Source organism: Bifidobacterium sp. LH_426 (genome assembly GCF_056356875.1).
In genome coordinates this window covers 186,064-206,918 of the sequence record NZ_JBKEVB010000004.1, presented here as the reverse complement: position 1 = coordinate 206,918, position 20,855 = coordinate 186,064, and the positions used below count along the sequence as shown (strand labels likewise).

Here is a 20,855-nt window from a genome sequence, read left to right as displayed (position 1 = left end):
GCAGAATTGAGGCTTCGCGTAGCGAAGTCCGTAATTGCAAGGCCCGAAGGGGCTCGCGGCGGCGGATTCCGTGTGCGCGGCGTGGCATGAGCTTGTCAATGCTTATACTGTTATCCGCGTCGGGCCGTGCTTAAGCCCCGGGCTCCATTTTTTGCCGCCGCGAGCGGCCCTTGCGCCGACAGGCGCTTTCACGGTTCGGCGCTTTTCTTTTTGCTTTTTTCTTTTTTTCTTTCCGCTACTCCAGCTTGCCGCGCCGCCAGAGGTTCGCGGCGTGGTGGAAGTCCTTGGCGGTGACGAACAGGTTCGCGGCCGTGTGCATGAGCCGCGCCGCCTTGTCGGCGTTCGACTTGGCGCCCAGCGTGGCGGCCTGTTCGGCGAGATGCTTCGCCTCGATGCGCAGTCCCAGCGCCACCACGTCGGTGAACGCGGCCGCGCGTTCCATCGCCACGGCGAAATCGCCGGTGAACGCGCCGGACAGAATCGAATCGGCGAGACGCGCGATGTCGTCCTCGGTCGGCGCCTGGTCGACGCCGGCGATCGCGGAGGCGGACGTCGCGACTGGCTCGCCGACGCGCCACAGCCGCGCAATCGCGTCGCGGTGCGTGCGCATCCACGTGCGCAGCATGTACAGGCGCCACAGCACGCCGGGCAGCGTGTCCGCCGGCGACGAGCTCCACAGTTCGGCGATGTCGTCCACTCCTTCGCGCTCGACGACGGTGAGCACGCGCGCGACGACCGCCGGATCCTCGCTGTGGCGCACGCGGTCGAGCAGCGCGGAGGCGGAGGAGTGCGCGATCTCGTTGACGACGCCCGGGTCGTTGCCGCCCGCCATCTGCTCAAGCAGGGCGGGGGCGAGCTGGCCGGGGCGCGACGGGCGCGGCGCGGAGCCGGGCGTGGGCACGAAGCCGGAGCGGGAGGCGAGCACGGAGCCGTTGCCCGTGTTGCCGGTGATTCCGGCGGTTCCTGTGGTGGGGAAGCTAGTAGACAAGCGGAATGACCTTCTGGATATCGATGATGCGGGGGCCCCTCGGCGTGGCGATGGCGAACAGCGCGAGCGCGCTGCCGGTGGGCATGTAGGGCGACTTGGCGATCAGACGCTTCGCGAGCGAATCGGAGACGCACAAGGCGCGCAGATGGTCGAATATACCACCGATCACCGGCCGGTGCATGCAGACCGCGGCCGGATTGCGGTGTTTGAGCGCATAGTCGATCTCGGACTTGAAACATTCCCATGCGGCCTGCGGGTCGGCGGCGAACGCGTCCTCGGTGAGCGGGTCGAGTTTGACCATGTCGCGGCCGGTCTGCCAGGAGAACGTCTCCAGGGTCTCCATGCAGCGGATCCATGGGGAGGTGGCGAGGCGCACCGGGTTGAAGCAGGCGAGTTCGTGGCTCAGGGCGAACGCGGCGGCGGCTCCGCGCGGTGTGATCGGACGGTTCGCGTCCGTGCCCTTCCAGGATTTGCGGGCCTCCGCCTTGCCATGGCGCACGAGAATGACCGGCACCGCGTCGGCCGCGCCCTCCTGGAGGCGGTCGATGAACAGGGCGAGGATCTCCTTGTCCGTGGAATGGGTGAGCTTCTTGCGCGCCTTGTCCGGGGTGAGCCATATTACGTCGTCGATCTCGCCCACATCGGCGCGGTGTACGGGACCGAGTGCGGCGGTGCGCTTGAGCTTGTCGACGGGGGAGATGGCGGTGGCCATCCAGAAGCGGATGTGCTTCGTGTTCACGTCGGGAGCGTAGTTCTTCGTGTGGCGGCGCTTGCTGCCTTCTTCGGACTGCGGGTATTCGACGTCGCCGAGGTACGGGCCGAGCGCGACGGGCAGGCCGGTCTCCTCGCCGATCTCACGCACGGCGGCGTGCATATGCGATTCGTTCGGGTCGACCTTGCCTTTCGGCCAGCTCCAGTCGTCGTATTTCGGGCGGTGTACGAGGCAGACTTCGATGTCGTCGAACCGCGGGGTGCCGAATGCTGGGGAGGCGGTGGAAGCGGTGGTTGCGGAATTTTCCGTGGTGGTTGCGTTGCTTGCGGCGACGTCCGTGGGGATTGCGGTCGTCGCGGGGACCGCGGCGGTGGCCGTGGCCGTGATCACGGAGGAGCCTTCGTCGGCGCGTCGTCGCGCAACGTCGTCAGGAAGACGGCGACGTCTGTAGAGGATTCCGCCGGCCGCTTCCACGATCTTGCTCATTTTCTTGTTCACCCTTCGATTGTACGCAGGGTCGCAGGCGGGGGCTCGCGTAGGACTCTACGTAGTTTTCCCGCTGCAACGACGAAGGCCGACCCATATCGGGTCGGCCTTCATTTGCGTTAACGTTCACGAATTCCGGGTTTCATCATACGCCGTTTGGCGCGAATCCGTCGCGCCGGTGGCCAAAGGTTCCACCGGCGCGACCGCTATGCGAACGTCGGGCGACGGGGTCTCATGCGAGGCCCGTCGCTTCAGCTGCGGCGTCAGCTGTGGTTGTCTCAGCTGTGGTTGCCGCGACGACGCGTGTGCTTGCGGATCAGGTACTCCTGGCAATCCACCAGCGGGCGTCCCTCCTCGTCCTTCGAGTGGCGCTCGTAGGAGCCGTCCGGCAACATATGCCAGCTGGAGGTGGAATCGGCCATCTGCAGGTCGATGTAGTCCAGCAGCTCCTGGATCTGCTCGGGTGCGGTGATGCGCACCAGCGCCTCGACACGACGGTCGAGGTTGCGGTGCATCAGATCGGCGGAGCCGATCCACACCTCCGGGCCGGACAGCGGGCCTTCGCCGATCTGCGGGCCGTCCGCGTTGCAGAACGCGTAGATACGGCTGTGCTCGAGGAAGCGGCCGAGGATCGAACGCACTCGGATGTTCTCGGACAGGCCGGGAACACCGGGCTTGAGCGAGCAGATGCCGCGCTCGACGATGTCGATCTTCACGCCCGCCTGCGAGGCGCGGTACAGGGCGTCGATGGTCTTCTCATCCACCACGGAGTTGACCTTGATCTTGATCCACGCCTCCTTGCCGGCGCGGGCGGCATCCTCCTCGCGGCGGATGCGCTGGATCAGGCCGGTGCGGATGGTGCGCGGCGCGACGAGCAGACGGTGGAAGCTCGACTTCGGCGCGTAGCCGGACAGCTGGTTGAACAGGCGGGTGAGGTCCTGGCCGACCACCGGGTCGCAGGTGAGCAGGCCCAGATCGGTGTAGATGCGGGCCGTCTTCGGGTTGTAGTTGCCGGTACCCACGTGGCAGTAGCGGCGCAGGCCGTCGGCCTCCTGACGCACCACCTCGATGAGCTTGCAGTGGGTCTTGAGGCCCACGATGCCGTACACGACGTGCACTCCGGCGCGTTCCAGCTTGCGCGCCCACGCGATGTTCGCGTCCTCGTCGAAGCGGGCCTTGATCTCGACCAGCGCCAGCACCTGCTTGCCGGCATGCGCCGCGTCGATCAGCGCGTCGATGATCGGCGAGTTGGAGCTGGTTCGGTAGAGCGTCTGCTTGATGGCCAGAACCTTAGGATCCGCAGCAGCCTGCGCCAGAAACGCCTGGACGGACGTGGAGAACGAGTCGTAGGGGTGGTGCAGCAGGATGTCACGCTCGCGGATCGCGGCGAAGATGTCCTGCGCGCGGCTCGACTCGACCTCGGCGATCTGACGGTTCGTGGTCGGGATGAACGGGCGGTTCTTGAGGTCCGGACGATCGATGCCGCCGAGCTCGAACAGCACGGTCATGTCGAGCGGTGCCGGCAGACGGTACACCTCCTCCGGCGTGACGCCGAGCTGGTCGGCGAGCAGCTGGGAGAGGAACGGGCTGGTCTGGTCGGAGATCTCGAGGCGGATCGGCGGTCCGAAGCGACGGCGGAGCAGTTCCTTCTCCATCGCGTTGAGCAAGTTCTCGGCGTCATCCTCTTCGACGTCGATGTCCTCGTTGCGGGTGACGCGGAAGGAACGGGCCTCCTTGATGATCATGCCCGGGAACAGGGATTCCAGGTGGGCGATGATGAGGTTCTCCATCGTGATGAACCCGTAGCGCTCCTCCTTGGACTCCTCGTCGGTCATGTCGTCGACCGGCACGAGTCGGTTGAGGTTGCCCGGGATCTTCACGCGTGCGAAGTGGGACTTGCCGGAAGCCGGGTTCTCGACGATCACGGCGAGGTTGATGGAGCCGCCGGAGATGTACGGGAACGGGTGGGCCGGGTCCACGGCGAGCGGGGTGAGCACGGGGAACACCTGCTGGCGGTAGTAGCGCGACAGGCGCTCCTGCTCGGCGGTGGTGAGCTTGTCCCAGCTGAGCAGCACGATGTGCTGTTCGGCGAGGGCCGGGAACAGCTCGTCGATCACGTAGTGGGCGTGCTCGTTCTGCAGCGCGTGCGCCTGCTCGCTGATCGAGCGCAGCAGCTGGCGCGGGCTCAGGCCGGCGGCGGAGGGCACGGCGATGCCCGAGTCGATGCGGCGCTTGAGACCGGCCACACGGACCATGAAGAACTCGTCGAGGTTGTTGGCGAAGATCGCCGCGAAGCTGGTGCGCTCCAGCAGCGGCTGGTCCTTGTCTTCGGCGAGTTCGAGGACGCGCTTGTTGAACTTGAGCCAGCTCAGCTCGCGGTCGAAGAAGCGGTCGGTCGGCAGCGGGGCCTCGCCTTCAAGGGTCTCGCGCCGATCGTTCTTGTCGGTTTCGGCGATGTGCTCTGCGATTTGGCTTCGCAGAATCGCTTTCGATGGTGCGTCAAAAATCTGTGCCATGATTGTCATCCTAGGCCTTGAGACGGTTGGGTTGTGGGTATACGCGCCAAAGTTCAACGCGAGTTCACATTTTGGGCGTCGCCCGGTGGGCGGGAGACGGTGCTGTGAGCGGTAACGCGTGGCCGGACGGCCGGCGGATGCCTCACAGCGCGAACGAGACGATGGCCGGTATCACGCCGATGAGCACGAACGCGGGCAGGAAGCACAGTCCGGTGGGCGCGAGCAGGCGCACCGAGAGCTCGGCCGCGGCCCGCTCGATGGCCGCGGCCTCGTCCCGGCCGTACCGCTCGATGGCGAGTTCCAGCCGTGCCGTCGGCGAGACGCCGTGCATCCACGCCTCGCCGAGGCAGTCGCGGACCGATTCGAGCGGCAGGCCTCCCGCACCCGCGCCGATCCATGCCTCATGCCAGGTCGCGCCGCGCGTGAGCGCATAGCCGGCCGCGCGCAGACACGTGGGCAGGTCCCGCGCCGGGCCGCGGCGCTTCGGTCCGTCATGTCGTGGTCCGTCACGCTTCGGTCCGCCGCGCCGTGTGCCGTCGCGCCTCGCCCGGTCACGCTCCGTATCGTCCTGCGCCGGGCGCTCGATCGCCTCGCCCACGGCAATCAATGCCCCCGGGATGGATGCGCCCTGCCTGAGCGCGGCATGGAGCATGGCGAGCGTGATCGGCAGGTCGGCGTCCGTGTCGCCTCCCGCATCGTCGAACGACGCCAACATCCGATGCGTCCACACCAGACCGGCCGCATACCACAATCCGCCCAATCCCAAGCACAGCAGTCCCTGCGGTGAGCCGAACAGGAACGCGACCGGTCGCGCTCCCAACAGCTCGCCGAGCGCCACGGTCACGGCCGGCAGTGCGGAAAGCAGCCGTATCGTCGCCTTCGGCATCGCGAACGTCTGCCGTTTCAGCTCGGCGGCGCGACGTGCCCGGCTCTGGTCCGAGGCCACCGCCTCCAGGCAGCGCGCCAGCTCGCATCCCGTACGTTCGCTCAACCGGCATGCCGCGGCGAGATGCCGTGCCGCCGTCGCGACGTCCGTTTCGGATTCGTCGTCCTTGGCGCGCACGCGCAGCACCGTCGCGGCGCGCGCGACGGTCACGCGCGGCGTCGCGAACCGTACGCCTCCCTGCTCTTCGAACGCTTCGACGGCGGTGCCGCCGCCTTTCACGCGCGCGATGACGGCGGCGATCGTCGCATCGATGCCGATGCGCGGCGGCGCGGCGGAAGCGACGACGCCGTTCCCAAGCCGTCCGCGAGTCCCGCGCGCTCGGTTCCGCGCGCCCGGCGGCATGACGGGGCGCACGATGGCGGGCATGACGATGGGCGCGATGGCGACGGCCGCCGCCGCTATCGCGAGAACCGCGATGAGCGGGCCGATGACGCCCGGCGCGATGCCGGCCGAGGCGATGATCGTGGTCGTCGTCATGGCAGCCTCCACCGGTCGGTGAAACGACGCCATTGCGGCGCATATGAGGGCTGGTCCGCGCCTGTCCACGTGGCCAGCGGCACTCCCGCGAGCGCGGCCGGGCGGACAGGGGTTCCGCCCGTCGCCGTGACGCCCGTCGCCATGCCGGTCGCGTCATCCGTCATCGCGTCATCCGTCATCGCGCCGTTCGTCATCGCGCCGCCCGCCGTCCCGCCCAACAGGCCGATCTGCGCGATGCGGCGTCGTCCGTCGACGCGTTCCAGGTGCAGGACCGCGTCGAACGCGTCACGGGCGAGCATGGCCGTCGCCTCGGGGGCGAGACCCGCCAACAGGCCGAGCGCAATCAGACGCGACGGCACGCGCGCGACGCTGTCGGCGTGCAGCGTGGTCATGCCGCCATGGTGGCCGGAATTGTAGGCGCGCAGCAGGTCGGCGATTTCCTCGCCGCGGCATTCTCCCAGCACCACGCGGTCGGGGCGCATGCGCAGCGTCGCCTTCACCAGTTCCGGCAATCCGACCGCGCCGGCGCCCTCCACGTTCGCCTCACGCGTGACCATCGACACGTGATCGTCGAGCGGCAGGACGCCCAGCTCGCGCACCTCCTCCACGGTGACGATGCGTTCCGCCGGGTCGCATTCGGCGAGCAGCGCCTTGAGCAGCGTGGTCTTGCCGGCGCCGGTGCCGCCGGTGAGGAGCAGCGTGGCGCGTCGCGCGACCAGACCGCGCAGCACGGGCAGCCAAGGCGCGGGAAACAATCCACGGCGGCACAGGTCCGTGAGCGTGGACGCCGTGCGGTCCGGCAGACGGATTGACAGGGACGCGCCATACGGCACGATCGGCGGAATCACGGCGTGCACACGGATGCCGCCGCCGCTGGAAGCATCGGCGATGGGGCATGCGTCGTCGAGACGGCGGCCGAGTTGCGCGCACAGGCGCACCGCGTAGTCGCGCACGGTCCGCGCATCGCGGAACGGTATGCGCGGCCGGCGCTCGCGCATGCCGTTTCCGTCGTCCGCCCAGACGCGTCCGTCGCAGGTCACCGCCACGTCAGTGACGCGCGGATCGCGCACGATGGAGTCGAGCGGCCCGAACGCGATCGCCGTGACGTCCGTCATCGCGTCCGTCATCGCGCCCGCCATATGGTTTCCGCTCATGATGGCCTCCGTTCCCCGTCCGCCGCACGGTTTCCTCCCGGCACGCGGATGCCGGCGGCCGCGAGGATGCCGTCGGCCAACGCGTCGACCACGCGCCGGTTGCGTTTCGGCACCGTGCGGATGCCCAACCCCGCGAGCATGTCCGCGCACAACGCCGGTGCGCAGCGTACGGGGCCGAGCATGTCCTCGCCGATATAGGCGACCGCCTCCGCCACCGCGACCGACGAGGAGGCCTTGGATCGGGCCGGTCCGCGCGGCTCGACGCCGACGACGAGCGGCTGGGGAGGCACGGCTCCCGTCGTGCCGGCGCTCCCGGTCGTGCCGCCTCTGCCGCCGCGCATGGCGTCACGCAGCCGGTCGAGCATGGCGAGATGCGATTTCGCGCGGGCCATGCCCAGCACGGACAGGTCGACGGCCACCACCTGATGCGCGGCGGCGAATCGGGGCATGCGCGGGATGACCGTGCCCCGGCCCGCATCCACCATCACGATGTCGTTCGCTTCGGCCAGCGCGTCCGCCGCGGCCTCGAGCTCCCACCATTCCGGATTCCCGCCCCGCCACGGCGTATGGGCGAGCACGCGCATGCCCTCCCAGGCGGGGAGTTCGTGGTTCAGCGCCGATCCCTCGATATGCCCGAGCGGCGCGTCGAGATCCTGCAGGGTGAGGCCGGGCTCGTGCTCGATACCGAGCAGCACGCCGAGCCCGCCGCCATCCAGATCGGCGTCGAGCAGCGCGCAGTCGACGCCGTGTCCGTCCAGCGCCAATCCGGTGAGCGCCATGAGCGTGCTCGTGCCGATGCCGCCGCTGGGCGAGGTGAACACGACGAGATTGCCCGGGGGCGAGGTCTCCGGGAGCGGGCATGGTACGGACGGCTTGGCGCGATGTACCGTCGCGATCGCGCCCCGACGAGACATGAGGCGTTGCGGCGTCGCCTTTCGTCTGGGGCCCACGGCCTTGGACGCGCCTTTGCGCCGTCGCCGGTCGAGTGGCGTGGAAGCGGCGGACTGCGGTGGTACCGGCGTAACCGGAGCCGGTACCGTCACGGTCGGGACCGGCGTCGGCGTCGGCGCGAGCGTGGATTGCGGAAGGGCGTAGTGGCGCCGTGGCGTCGGCCCATGCGCCGTGGTCACGATTCGCGGCGTGGCCGGGCCGCGTCGGGGCAGGGCGACGGACGGCGGGTCGGCCGGCATCGGGATGGCCGGCGTCGGCGCGGCCGGAGGAGCGGCCGATGAGGCGGTCGATGGAACGGGCGATGGGACGACGGCGGACGACGTGATGTCGGCGTGAATCGTCCGGTCATCCATCGGCGGTGGTATCGATGGCGATGGCGTGAGTGGTGCTGGCGTGTTCATGATTCGATTGAAGCGGTGTGGGCGGGTGCCGGGCAAGCCGTGCGGGGTGATGTGGTCGGAGCCCATGGTTTACCCGCGTAAACCGCCGGATTGTCCACCGTGTTCCGGCAGGTTGTCCACAACCGCCGACGGGTTGTCCACAATCGGGCGTTGTTGTCGTCCGGATGGTGACGGTCCCTCGTATCGGTCAGGCGGCGGCCGGATGTCAATCGGACAGCGCTCGGCGCCAATTGGGCGACACGCCGCGATGACATCCGAAACGCACGCAATGGCACAGAACGCCGGCGAAAAACGAACAGGAAACGCCAAAAAAGCGTTTTTCCGACGGTCGAACGACCAATTGCGCAAAGAAACGCACAACGCCCTTTCCCAGGTTGCGTGGTGCCGCCCGCACGCCTAGATTATGAACTACAAGGAAAACCGAACAGAGCAGAGCCCACAAAGAGTAATGGTCACGAGGACTGATACGTTGGACGGGCATTGGAAAGACTTACCGTTGCAACGATGATGTTGTGCTGAGATTCTGCTCCTAGGTTGGACTTGTGGAAAAGGCCCGCTTCGGCGGGCCTTTTCGTTTGTCCGAGCCTGGTTCCGTATGTATGTATCCCTGCATGTTTCGGAATCGGGGGTTATCGGCGGAAAGCCGGTGATATCACGTGCCCTGTTATCCACAACGATGTGGATGACACGCCCGGGATGTGGAAAACCAGGGGGGTACTGACCACATGCCCCGGAATCCGTTGCGAGTTCCGGCACCCATCGCGCACAGTGGAACGACCGATCGGTCCATAACTCAATATCGTGCCTCCTCCGGCGTCGCCGCCGACCTTCATCGCCAACCCCTATGGCAGCTGCCACCCCATCCTCCGTCGATTCCCGCCAACCGGCGAACATCCACATCCATGCCAACCCCACCACCCACCATCCTCAAGGAAAGGAACTCCCATGAACACCGTCATCCCCGTCAACGGCGAAGGACGGGCCGGCATCTTCACCCATGCCCGCGAGCGCGCCGAACGCCTGCGCGAGACGTGCCGCGCCCGACTATGCGTAATGGACGCGCGCATGCGCACGCTCGCCGCCGAACCCGAGGAGGGCGCCGCCACCGCCGAATACGCGGTCGTGCTGGTCGCCGCCACCGGTTTCGCCGCCCTGCTCGTCGCCATCCTCAAATCCGACGCCGTGCGCAAGATGCTGCTCGACATCGTCAAGAAGGCGCTGATGATGGGAGGCTGATCGCCATGATCGCACGCTATATGCGGCGTCGGGCCAGACGCCCGCCGCATGCCGATCCCGGCGCGGTCACCGCGGAATTCGCCACGGTGCTGCCCGCCGTCGTGGCGCTCGCGCTGCTGCTGCTCGCGCTTGCCCGCACGGTGATGGTGTCCATCGGATGCCAGGACGCCGCTTCGGCCGCCGCGCGCACGGCGGTCACGGCCGGCGACGACGCCGATCCCTCGGCCGTCGCCCACGCCGTCGGCGGTGGCGGCATCACGGTGAACGTGAGCCGCGCCGGTGATCGGGTGACCGTGACGACGCATTGCCCGGTGATCCCCGATCCGATGGGCGTGCTGCCCACCCGGGTCGAGGGTCGGGCCGTGGGGGTGATCACATGAGCCGCGCCGCGATCGGACATGCCGACGAGGGATCCGGCACGATGGCCGGCATCGCGCTCATCATGCTCGTCGCCGTGCTGCTGACCGCCGCCGCCTCGGCCGGCCACCTGCTGGTGCGTCGCGCCGTCGGCCGGTCTGCCGCCGACCTGGCCGCGTTGTCCGCGGCGGTCGCGCGGAACGTCGGTGGCGGCGAGCCGTGCGCCGTCGCCGCCACCGTCGCGACGGCGCACGCCGGCCGCCTCGCCTCCTGCGAGGTCGGCGGCGAGGACGGCGGCGACGTGACGGTGCGCGTCGCGCTCGCCACCGACGTGCCGTTCATGCCCGAGATCACGGTCGACGCGCGCGCCGGACCGGTGCCGTGCGACGGCTGAACGCCATCGCCTCATCGGCACTGGCGGTTCCGCCGGCTTTCCGGTTATCGTGAAGGCATGACGGAGAGCAAGGATTACGGCGTGGTCGCGATGGTCGGCAACCCCGCGTCCGACAAGGGCAAGGGGACCGCGGTCGGTGAGCGCGTGCGCGGGCTGCTGGCCGCGGCCGGCGAACGGTACGGGTTCGACGTGATCGATCTGACCGGCGACGGTTTCGACGATTCCCTCGCCAACGCGCGCGGGCGTATCGCCGACTATGACCATCTCGTCGTGGTCGGCGGCGACGGCATGATCGCCCTCGGCGCGAACGCCGTCGGTTCCAGCGGCAAGCCGCTCGGCATCGTCGCCACCGGATCGGGCAACGATTTCGCCCGTGGCCTGAAGCTGCCGGTGAACCGTGTGGATACCGCGGTGGAGGGCATCGTCGGCGCCATCGTGCGCGGTTCGCACATCGACGTGGACATGGGGCGGGTGACGGCGCTGGCCGGTGCCGTCGCGACCGACCCGACCACCGGCGAGGAGGTGAAGCCGTCTAGCGAGGCGCATGCCGGAACGGCGTCCGCGTTCGACCGCTACTATGCGGGCATGCTGTCGTGCGGATTGGACGCGAGCATCAACGACCGGGCCAACCGTTCGCGGCTGCCGGGCGGTTCGCTGCGCTACTTCGCCGCCGTGCTCGTGGAGGTCGCGCATCTCGAACGGTACGGCTACCACGTGAAGGCCACGTTGGCGGACGGCTCGGTGGAGGAGCGGGACATCGTCTCGCCGATGCTCACCGTGGCGAATTCGCGGCATATCGGCGGCGGGCTGGAGGTCTCCCCGTATTCGCGGCTCGATGACGGTCTGCTCGACCTGATCTGGATCGACCACATGCCGAATGTGGTGGAGATCGCCGATGCGATCTCGAAGGGCTACAACGGCAAGCTGCTCGGCTCGAAGGTGTTCGGCTGGAAGCGTGTGCGCGACGTCGAGATCACGCGTGCGGGGGAGGGCGTCGAGCCGCCCGTGCTCATGGCTGACGGCGAGTACGTCGGCCGGCTGCCGGTCGCGGTGCGGGCGTGCGGCCATGCGTTGCGCGTGCTCGTGCCTCCCGCCGTCGCCCGGCTGCAGGAACGCGAGCATGGCGAGGACCGTGTGCTCGCCATGCTTGGGCGCGACGGCCGCGACCCGGTCACCGGCGCGTTCGTCTAGTCCGTGCCGATGTATTCGGTGAGGTGCAGGGTCTGCGCGAGCAGGCTCTTCACCGTCTCGTCCGGCGTCTCCGGGTGCGAGCGCAGCAGCGAGATGAGGCCCACGATCAGCGTGAAGAACGTCTCGTGCACGTTGCTGATCGGCAGCCCGTGGAGCGCTTCGAAATCGCGTACGGTGGTCCGTTCGAACATGTCGGCGATGCGGTCGGCGATGCGGTCGATGAACCGGATGTACAGTTCGGCGTTGCCCTCGTGGATCATGCGTGCGGAGAACGGGCTCTCGTCCGCGATCAGCGCGCGGGTGAGGCGCACGATGTCGTCGAGCGCCTTGCCGATGTTGCCGGGTTCGCGGGACGCGTCCCAGACGGCCAGCTTGGTCAGGATGTCTTCGACCACGTCGTCGAGGACGGCGTCCGCCACCGCGTCCTTGTCGGGGAAATAGTGGTAGAACAGCGATCTGGTCATGTGCACGCGTCCGGCGATGTCGCTCACGGTGATCTTGGAGAAGCCCTTCTCCAAGCAGATCTCCCGTGCCGCGCGCACAATCGCGAGCCGTCTCGCGTCACCTTTGACCGTCATTGTTGACGTCGTGTCAATGCCCATATGCCCAGTGTATGCGCGGCGGGACGGCGGACACGCGCGGTCGCCGCGGCCGTGTGCGACCCCGTGCGCGGCGTCCCGTCCGGCATCGCGCGTGCGATGCGTAGTCGCACGTGCGCCGGTTGGGATAGATTAGAGGGCAGTGCAATGGACGTCCGGGCGGGCAGCGGCCCGCGGAATCCGGCGCGGGCCCGCGTTCCGGACGATCCGATGGAAAGAAAGTAGGAACCAGCGATGGCTTTGGCGCTGTACCGCCGTTATCGACCCGACACCTTCGCGGGGGTGATCGGCCAGGACCAGGTCACGGTCCCGCTCATGCGCGCCCTCGACGAGGGCAAGCTCACGCACGCCTACCTGTTCTCCGGCCCGCGAGGTTGCGGCAAGACCAGTTCGGCGCGCATCCTCGCCCGATGCGTGAACTGCGCGAAGGGCCCCACCTCGCATCCGTGCGGCGAATGCGAATCCTGCAAGGACCTCGCCACCGGCGGTCCCGGCTCCATCGACGTGGTGGAAATCGACGCCGCCTCGCACAACGGCGTGGACGACGCCCGTGAACTGCGCGAACGCGCCGGCTTCGCCCCCGCTCGCGACCGCTACAAGATCTTCATCCTCGACGAGGCCCACATGGTCACGCCGCAGGGCTTCAACGCGCTCCTCAAGATCGTGGAGGAGCCGCCGGAGCACGTCATGTTCATCTTCGCGACGACCGAGCCGGACAAGGTGATCGGCACGATCCGCTCGCGCACCCACCACTACCCGTTCCGACTCGTGCCCGCCGAAGTCATGGGGCCGTATCTGGAACAGATCTGCGAGAAGGAACACATCACGGCGGAGCCGGGCGTGCTCAAACTGGCGATGCGCGCCGGCGGCGGCTCCGTGCGAGACACGCTCTCCGTGCTGGACCAGCTCATGGTCGGCGCGGTGGACGGCGTGATCACGCACGACGCGTCCGTGGCGTTGCTCGGCTTCACGCCGGAGGCGCTGATCGGCGAGGCCATCGACGCGGTGATCGACGCGAGCGGCGGGAACCTGTACGGCGTGATTCAGAAGGTCGTGGTCGGCGGATTCGACCCGCGCCGGTTCGTCGAGGACCTGCTCGCCCGCGTGCGCGATCTGCTCGTGCTCACCTTGGCCGGCGACCGTGCGGAGACCGTGCTCTCCGACACCGCCGAAGTGGAGGACATGGACGATCTGCACCGTCAGGCGGCGGCGCTCGGACTGTCTCAGCTCACCGCGATGGCGGACATCATCAACGCGACACTCGGCCAGATGACCGGCGCGATCTCGCCGCGCATGCGCTTGGAACTGTTGGCCGCGAGACTGCTCGCCGGCCGTGAGAACGGTTTCGCGGCACCGGTGGCCAGTGTCGGTGCGCCGGGTGCCGGTATGCCGGGTGCCAGTGCTACGTCCGGTTCCGGCGCGGGGACTTCTGTCTCCGGTTCCGGCACCGCATCCGGCACGACCGGTGCGCGTGGCGGTTTCGCCGGAGCGACGTCGGGCTCGCGTGGCGGCGGTTTCGCCGGTGCCGCCCGCAACCAGCATCACGATGCGGCAGACGGCCAATCGCAGGATTCGGGGCGGTCCACCGCCTCTACGAGTCAGGTGGCCGGTAGCGGTTTCGCGGGGTCGGCCCGCAACCAGCACCCCGAAACCGGTAGTGTCGTCGTGCAGGGCGCGACCACGGGAACGCCCGGCCGGTCTTCGTCCGGCGTGACCGGGGCGGAAACGACGACCGCACAACCCGCCGCGCAGCCTTCCGCACCTGTTCAGTCTTCTGCGACCGTACAGCCTTCCGCGCCCGCCCAGCCCGACAACCGCACGCCCGATCAGAAGTGGGATGCGATGCTCTCCTCGCTGCCCGAGGATGTGCGCCGCTACGTGGCTCGCGACAGGGCGCGCATCAAGTTCGTCCCCACCTATGCGAAGACCGGCCGCCCGCGCGTGTGGCTGCGCTTCGACACCGCGTTGAACAAGTACGCGTTCGCGCTCGCCGTGGCCTCCGAGCCGGTGGACGGCACGAACAAGGTGGTGTCGATCGTGCGCGCCGAAGTGCGCAAGCTGTTCGGCCCGCAGGCCGATCTCGCTCCCACGCCCACCACGGACGACGGTCAGAAGACGCCGCCGTTCAGCAAACTGTCGCAGGGCGAGCAGCAGAAGATCAAGGCTCAACTGTTGCAGGAGAACCTGCAGGCGGCCGCCGCGAAGGCGCAGTCCGGCGAGACGAACGCCGGTGGCGCCAAGGAAGGGGCGCGTGAGCAGTCCGCGGCCTCCTCGGCACCCGACCAGGCGGAGGACGACGACAGCCACCGAGGCGCGGCATCCGGTCCGGCGTCGCCCGGCACCTCGGCGCGAACCGCATCCGTGAACGACGACCCATGGGCGCAGCCGGCGACGACATCGCGGGATGATGACCCGTGGGCGCATCCTCTGCCGAAGCAGGGTGGATCGTCAGCGGCTCAGGAACCGGAGCATCACCGCAAGCAGGTGGCGGTGCCCGATTTGAGCGACGACACGGACCCGTGGGCGCAGCCCGCGCCCGCTGCGACGAACGACCGGAGAGCACGGTCCGCGGCCGCGTCGGATTCCGCCGATCCATGGAATACGCCGCTTCCGGCGAACGGCGGCTTTGCGAACGGGGGCCGGTCGGCTCCCGTCATGGGACAAAACGGCGGACAACCCGCGGTACGCGATCCGGGCGCGTCGAACGGGCCGGCGGAACCGGTCGAACCGGACGACCCGTGGAAGGACGTGCCGCCGCCGGCCGAACCCGATGATCCGTGGAATGCGTCCATGCCGGCGCGGAACGCGGGCGGCATGGGGAACGGCTCCGCGGCATCGCCGCAATCCGGCATGCCCGGTATGTCCGGTGTGCAGTCCGGGCAGGACGGGCGGGCGAACGACCCGTGGAACACTCCGCCGGTGCAATCCGCGGGCTCCGCGAAACCGCAGGTAGACGCGGACGATGACGAGTATTCGATGGACGACGAATCGCTCGGCAGCGCCGTGGCGATGAACCGCGACGAACTGCGCAGACTGTTCGAAGTGAAGAAGGTCGAGACGTTTGCGGCCGATGACCCGCGCAACCCGCGCAACATGCACGCCGCGCCCAAGCACGACGAGTAGATGACGGAAGGAAGATGACCACATGGCATTGGCGTATGACGGCGCGATTCAGCGTCTCATCGACGCGTTCAACAAGCTGCCTGGCATCGGGCCGAAGGGCGCGCAGCGCATCGCGTTCTATCTGCTCAGCGCCGACGAGCAGGAGGCGGCCGACCTGACGGACGCGATTACCGAAGTGAAGGCGAAGGTGCGGTTCTGCGACGTGTGCGGCAACGTGTGCGAGGCGAGTCCGTGCCCGGTGTGCGCGGACCCGCGCCGCGACCATACGGTGATCTGCGTGGTCGAGGAGCCGAAAGACGTGATGAGCATCGAGCGTACGCGCGAATACCGAGGCCTCTACCACGTGCTCGGCGGCGCCATCAACCCGATGGCGAACGTGGGCCCCAGCGATCTCAATATCGCGAAACTGCTGGAACGGTTGAAGGACGACACGGTCAAGGAGGTCATCCTCGCGCTCGACCCGAACATCGAGGGCGAGGCGACCACCACGTATCTGAGCCGGCTGCTCTCGCCGCTCGGCATCAAGGTGACGCGTCTCGCCAGCGGCCTGCCCGTCGGCTCCGACCTCGAATACGCCGACGAGATCACGCTCGGCCGGGCCCTCGCCGGCCGCCGCGAGGCGTAGCGGCGGCAAACGGGCTAGGAACGAACGAAAGGGTCCGGCGGATGCGTCCGCCGGACCCTTTCGAGAAGGAGAGAGAGGAAGAAGAAAGAGGGTTTTCAGTTATGGTTATGGGGCCGGGAAGAAGGGGTACGGCCTCGCCGGTTCGCTTTCGTCCGCCCGATGGTCTGTTCCGTCGTGGCGGTCTGTCGTTCGCCGGTGATTCATATGTAACCGCGTGAACCTCCAAGCGACGATGCGGAAGCCCGGGAAAGCCGATGCGATTCGCTGGGAAAACCCTGCGAATCGCGTATCGGCGATGGGTGCCGGTGAGGCGATGGGTGCCGGTGGCGGGCATCGGCGATGGCATTGGCGGCAAGCGCCGGCCGCAATCCCAGCGCGCCGTGAAAGCGGTGGATATGTACCGCACTCGATACGGGAATCTATACTGTGGCCTATGGCTGAGGAACCTTGGAACGACGAACCGCATGACGACGGCGACGCCGGTTTCACGCCTCCCGAAGAGGACTTCGGCGGCGCGGACGGCGGCTTCGACGAGCCTGCGGACGGTGCGCCCGCAGATCGCCCGTACGGCGACGACGCGCCCGCGGACCGCCCCTACCGTGGCGGCGACCGTGGCGGCCGCACGCGCACGGGCCGCGGGAACGGTCGCGGCGGGTACGTGCCTGGCGCGACCGGCACGCCGGTGAGGGACGCCCTGTTCGACCGCGTGCCCCCGCATGACGACGACGCGGAGATGGCCGTGCTCGGCGGCATGCTCATGAGCAAGGACGCCATCGGCGAGGTCTCGCAGATGATCGAGGTCACCGACTTCTACCAGCCGAAGCATCAGACCATCTACGAGGCGATCATCAACCTGTTCTCCGCCTCGCAGCCCGTCGACGCGGTGCTCGTGGCGAACGAGCTGCTCAAAAGCGGCGACCTGGAGAAGGTGGGCGGCGCCGACTACCTCCATTCGCTCGTCGCCTCCGTGCCCACCGCGGCGAACGCCACGTACTATGCGGAGATCGTGCACCAGCGCGCGATCCTCAGGAACGTGATCGCCGCCGGCACCAAGATCGCGCAGCTCGGCTACTCCGCCGAAGGCTCGCAGGCGGAGGACGTCGTCAACCTCGCGCAGGCCGAAGTGTACGAGATGAGCGTCGGCAAGGTGCGCCAGGACTACGCCGCGATCGGCCCTGTCGTGCACGACGCGCTCGACCAGCTCGACAAGCTCCAGCAGGGACTCGTCAACAAGGGCGTGCCCACCGGATTCCGCGACATCGACGACCTCACGCAGGGCCTCCAGCCCGGCCAGATGGTCGTCGTCGCCGGCCGCCCGGCCATGGGCAAGTCGACGCTCGGCATCGACTTCGCCCGCGCCGCCGCCCTCCACCACCACATGACCACCATCGTGTTCAGCCTCGAGATGAGCAAGGTGGAGCTCGCCCAGCGCATCATCTCCGCCGAGACGAACATCCCGCTCGGAGCCCTGCGCCGCGCCGACGAGATCACGCCGGAACGCTGGAACACGCTGAACGGCTTCTGGTCGAAGCTCGACGACGCCCCGCTGTTCATCGACGATTCGCCGAACATGAGCCTCATGGAGATCCGCGCGAAATGTCGCCGTCTCAAACAGACCAACGACCTGAAGCTTGTCGTCATCGACTACCTGCAGCTCATGACCTCCGGCAAACAGGTCGAAAGCCGCCAGCAGGAGGTCTCCGAATTCTCCCGCGCGCTGAAGCTCCTCGCCAAGGAGCTGGAGGTGCCGGTCGTGGCGCTCTCCCAGCTGAACCGAGGGCCCGAGATGCGCAACGACAAGAAGCCGCAGCTCTCCGACCTGCGTGAATCCGGCTCGATCGAGCAGGACGCCGACGTGGTGTTCCTCGTGCACCGACCGGACTTCTACGACAAGGAGGATCGTCCGGGCGAGGCCGACATCATCATGGCGAAGCACCGCAACGGACCGACCGAGACCTTCCACCTGGCGTTCCTCGGCGCCACATCGAAATTCAAGGACATGCCGCAGGACTACAACTCCGGCGGACAGGGGGTATGAGACACATGGCATGGAATTCGTTCGCCACACCCGCCATCGGCAAAGGCGTACGCTGGGCGTCCCGCCTGCTGCACCACGGCGGATCCGCGTTCCCCGGCAAGGTCATCGAGACCATCGACCCGGGCTTCCTCGCGCGCACGCTCGGACGGCTCCCGCTCGGCGTCGTGCTCGTCTCCGGCACGAACGGCAAGACCACGACCACGCGCATGGTCGCCTCGATGCTCTCCGACCTCGGGCTCAAGGTGTTCACCAATCCGACCGGCTCGAACTTCACGCGCGGCGTCGTCTCCGCGCTGCTCCAGCAGGTCACGCTGGGCGGCCGGCTCGACGCCGACATCGCCGTGCTGGAACTCGACGAGGCGTACGCCGTGCACTTCGTCAAGCAGGTCAAACCCCGTTACGCGCTCCTGCTCAACGTGATGCGCGACCAGCTCGACCGCTTCGGCGAGATCGACAACACGGCGCGGCTGCTCGGCGAGGTCGCCAAGACCACCACCGGCACCGTCGTGCTCAACCGCGAGGATCCGCGCATCGCCGCGCTCGCGGCCCTGACGCCCGCCGGCACGCAGGTGCGCTACTTCGGCCTGTCCGACGAATTGAAGAAGCTCTTCCCCTCCGACGACGACATGGCCACCACCGTGAGCGTGGAGGAAGGTGCAGTCTCCGGCACGGCCGCCGCCGGCCGGCAGGAGCGGAAAGACGACGCCGAGGCCGTCGAACTGCCGGCGGACGTGACGTTCACTGCATTCGGTGACCATCGGGCCACGTTCCGACTGGACGGAGGCGAGCACACGACCGACGTGAAGCTCGAAGGCGTGTACAACCTGTACAACGCGGCCGCCGCGCTCGCCGTCGTGCGCACGGTCGTCGCCGACGCGCCGCGGGCGCGGACCGCGGCTGCCCCCGCCGGAGGCGAGGCGTTCCGCGAGCGGCTCAGGCATTTCGCCGACTCGGACACCGACTCGCTTATCCGGGCCGTGGCGCGCGTCACGCCCGCGTTCGGGCGCGGCGAGGTCATCGAGGCGGCGGGCAGCCCGGTCGAACTGCTGCTCGTCAAGAACCCGATGGGCTTCCGGCTCTCCCTGGCGAGCTTCCCTCCCGAAGGCGCGGACACGATGATCGTCATCAACGACGAATACGCGGACGGCCGCGACATGAGCTGGTTGTGGGACGTGGACTTCACCTCCCTGCGCGGGACCGGCGTCGCGCAGGTGTCCGGCGTGCGCGCCTGGGACATGGCCCTGCGCCTCGCATACGACCAGGTGCCGGTCTCGCAGACCGACACCGACATCGAATCCGCGTTGAACCTGTTCGTGCATGCGAACCCGGGCACGCCGAAACACATCTACTGCACGTATACCGCGATGCTCAAGGTGCGCGCCGCGCTCGGCCGCATCGCCGACGTGGCGGACGCCGGCGTGGGCGAATAGGACGAAGGGAAACGAGGAACAAGACATGGGCAAGGTAATCGACGTGATGTCCCTCTACCCGAAGGACATGAACATCTACGGCGACTCCGGCAACGTGCTCACCATCACGCGCCGGCTCGCGCTCTACGGCTACGAGCCGCGCGTCACCGCGTACAACCAGGGCGACGAATGGCCCGAACACGTGGACATGATCCTCGGCGGCGGCGGGCAGGACACCGGTCAGAAGAAGATCGTCGACGACTTCTTCCGCCGTGCCGACCTGCTGCGCGCGCTCGCCACCGACGGCGTGCCCATGCTGATGATCTGCGGCATGTACCAGCTGTTCGGCGAATACTTCGAGACCGTGGACGGCACGCGCCTCGACGGCATCGGCGTGATCCAGGCGCACACCGTCGGCCGCGACGTGCGCATGATCGGCAACCTCGTCGAGCACTCCGACGAATTCGGCGACATCATCGGCTACGAGAACCATTCCGGGCAGACGTTCCTGCGGGCCGGGGTCGCGCCTCTCGGCCACGTCGACCAGGAGGGACGCGGCAACAACGGCGAGGACCATACGGAAGGCGCGCGCATGAACAACGTGATCGGCACGTACATGCACGGCTCGCTCCTGCCGAAGAACCCCGCCATCGCAGACTATCTGATCCGCGTGGCCGCCGAACGCCGCTACGGCGAATTCGGCACCGCCGACCAGACCGAGGAACAGCGCAGGGAGCTTGAGCACATCGACGAGATCGCCGAGCAGGCACGCAAGGTGGCCGCGGCGCGACCGCGGTAGTAGGCTTAGAGCGTACGTGCGCATGGCAGCGAGCCGTGCGCGACCTTCACGAAGGAGGGACATCATGGCAGACTTCGATTTGGGTGACGGCCTGCGCAAGGTCGTGCTGGCGGGCATCGGCGCCCTCGCCACCGGATACGAGAAGGGCAGCGAGCTGGTCGACGACCTCGTCAAGAAGGGCGAGCTGACCGTCGAACAGGGCAAGAGCCTCAACACCGAGCTCAAGCGCAAGGTGGGCGAGTCGCTCGTCAACAACGCCGCCAAGGACGACGAGAAGCGCGCCGCCAAGGCCGCGGACGCCGCCGATCCGGCCGAAACGCCGGAGGAGCCGGCGGACGAGAAGGCCGACGAGGCCTGACCGTCGAAGCTTCCCATCCGATTGCGCTGACGACCGTCGGCGGATGAACCCTCGTCCGTGTGGGGGATTCCGCCGACGGTCGCCGCGGTTCAAGC

General features: G+C 68.0%; 17 protein-coding genes. 10 read left to right on the top strand and 7 right to left on the bottom strand.

The window, feature by feature from the left end; genetic code table 11:
- Positions 1 to 235: 235 nt before the first annotated feature.
- From AC1AYD_RS05890 to AC1AYD_RS05865, 6 genes are all read right to left on the bottom strand, one after another.
- On the bottom strand, positions 236 to 832 hold the full coding sequence (locus AC1AYD_RS05890; protein ID WP_243394372.1) for a hypothetical protein: 597 nt from the start codon (positions 830 to 832) through the stop codon (positions 236 to 238).
- Positions 833 to 977: 145 nt separating this feature from the next.
- On the bottom strand, positions 978 to 2,198 hold the full coding sequence (locus tag AC1AYD_RS05885; RefSeq protein ID WP_476544816.1) for an NUDIX hydrolase: 1,221 nt from the start codon (positions 2,196 to 2,198) through the stop codon (positions 978 to 980).
- 266 nt (positions 2,199 to 2,464) lie between these two features.
- Positions 2,465 to 4,702: an RNA degradosome polyphosphate kinase gene (locus AC1AYD_RS05880; RefSeq protein ID WP_476502671.1), complete on the bottom strand. Its 2,238-nt coding sequence runs from the start codon at positions 4,700 to 4,702 to the stop codon at positions 2,465 to 2,467.
- A 142-nt stretch (positions 4,703 to 4,844) separates the two neighbouring features.
- Positions 4,845 to 6,125, bottom strand: coding sequence for a type II secretion system F family protein (locus AC1AYD_RS05875; protein ID WP_476532709.1), 1,281 nt, complete (start codon positions 6,123 to 6,125; stop codon positions 4,845 to 4,847).
- A complete protein-coding gene (locus AC1AYD_RS05870; protein ID WP_476532741.1) occupies positions 6,122 to 7,240 on the bottom strand; it encodes a CpaF family protein in 1,119 nt (372 codons plus the stop codon). The genes AC1AYD_RS05875 and AC1AYD_RS05870 overlap by 4 nt, the downstream gene beginning before the upstream one ends.
- A gap of 35 nt (positions 7,241 to 7,275) precedes the next feature.
- Positions 7,276 to 8,229 (bottom strand): hypothetical protein, encoded by a 954-nt coding sequence (locus tag AC1AYD_RS05865; RefSeq protein WP_476502669.1) that lies wholly within the window; start codon positions 8,227 to 8,229, stop codon positions 7,276 to 7,278.
- Positions 8,230 to 9,576: 1,347 nt separating this feature from the next.
- Between AC1AYD_RS05865 and AC1AYD_RS05860 the strand changes: the two genes are divergently transcribed.
- Genes AC1AYD_RS05860 through AC1AYD_RS05845 form a run of 4 tightly spaced genes read left to right on the top strand, consistent with a single transcriptional unit; the run spans position 9,577 to position 11,809 of the window.
- A complete protein-coding gene (locus AC1AYD_RS05860; protein WP_476502668.1) occupies positions 9,577 to 9,867 on the top strand; it encodes a DUF4244 domain-containing protein in 291 nt (96 codons plus the stop codon).
- 5 nt (positions 9,868 to 9,872) lie between these two features.
- Positions 9,873 to 10,247, top strand: a complete 375-nt coding sequence (locus AC1AYD_RS05855; RefSeq protein WP_476502667.1) for a TadE family type IV pilus minor pilin — start codon at positions 9,873 to 9,875, stop codon at positions 10,245 to 10,247.
- Complete coding sequence (locus AC1AYD_RS05850; RefSeq protein WP_476502666.1) at positions 10,244 to 10,618, top strand: Rv3654c family TadE-like protein; 375 nt, start codon at positions 10,244 to 10,246, stop codon at positions 10,616 to 10,618. Before AC1AYD_RS05855 ends, AC1AYD_RS05850 begins: the two co-directional genes overlap by 4 nt.
- A gap of 57 nt (positions 10,619 to 10,675) precedes the next feature.
- On the top strand, positions 10,676 to 11,809 hold the full coding sequence (locus tag AC1AYD_RS05845) for a diacylglycerol/lipid kinase family protein (protein WP_476502665.1): 1,134 nt from the start codon (positions 10,676 to 10,678) through the stop codon (positions 11,807 to 11,809).
- Here AC1AYD_RS05845 and AC1AYD_RS05840 read toward each other — a convergent pair.
- Positions 11,806 to 12,387 carry a TetR/AcrR family transcriptional regulator gene (locus tag AC1AYD_RS05840; protein ID WP_476502664.1) on the bottom strand — a complete coding sequence of 194 codons (582 nt, stop codon included), beginning with the start codon at positions 12,385 to 12,387 and terminating at the stop codon, positions 11,806 to 11,808. The genes AC1AYD_RS05845 and AC1AYD_RS05840 overlap by 4 nt on opposite strands.
- A 255-nt stretch (positions 12,388 to 12,642) precedes the next feature.
- On the opposite strand from AC1AYD_RS05840, the gene AC1AYD_RS05835 reads away from it, so the two are divergent.
- The 6 genes from AC1AYD_RS05835 to AC1AYD_RS05810 all read left to right on the top strand — a co-directional run bounded on the left by AC1AYD_RS05835 (position 12,643) and on the right by AC1AYD_RS05810 (position 20,760).
- On the top strand, positions 12,643 to 15,531 hold the full coding sequence (locus AC1AYD_RS05835; protein ID WP_476502663.1) for a DNA polymerase III subunit gamma and tau: 2,889 nt from the start codon (positions 12,643 to 12,645) through the stop codon (positions 15,529 to 15,531).
- Between the two features lie 22 nt (positions 15,532 to 15,553).
- Positions 15,554 to 16,156, top strand: a complete 603-nt coding sequence (gene recR / locus AC1AYD_RS05830) for a recombination mediator RecR (RefSeq protein WP_476502662.1) — start codon at positions 15,554 to 15,556, stop codon at positions 16,154 to 16,156.
- A 433-nt stretch (positions 16,157 to 16,589) separates the two neighbouring features.
- A complete protein-coding gene (dnaB, locus tag AC1AYD_RS05825; RefSeq protein WP_476502661.1) occupies positions 16,590 to 18,194 on the top strand; it encodes a replicative DNA helicase in 1,605 nt (534 codons plus the stop codon).
- A 5-nt stretch (positions 18,195 to 18,199) separates the two neighbouring features.
- A complete protein-coding gene (locus AC1AYD_RS05820; protein WP_476502660.1) occupies positions 18,200 to 19,624 on the top strand; it encodes a MurT ligase domain-containing protein in 1,425 nt (474 codons plus the stop codon).
- Between the two features lie 25 nt (positions 19,625 to 19,649).
- On the top strand, positions 19,650 to 20,402 hold the full coding sequence (locus AC1AYD_RS05815; protein WP_476502659.1) for a type 1 glutamine amidotransferase: 753 nt from the start codon (positions 19,650 to 19,652) through the stop codon (positions 20,400 to 20,402).
- Positions 20,403 to 20,466: 64 nt separating this feature from the next.
- A complete protein-coding gene (locus AC1AYD_RS05810) occupies positions 20,467 to 20,760 on the top strand; it encodes a phasin family protein (RefSeq protein ID WP_476502658.1) in 294 nt (97 codons plus the stop codon).
- Positions 20,761 to 20,855: the final 95 nt, after the last annotated feature.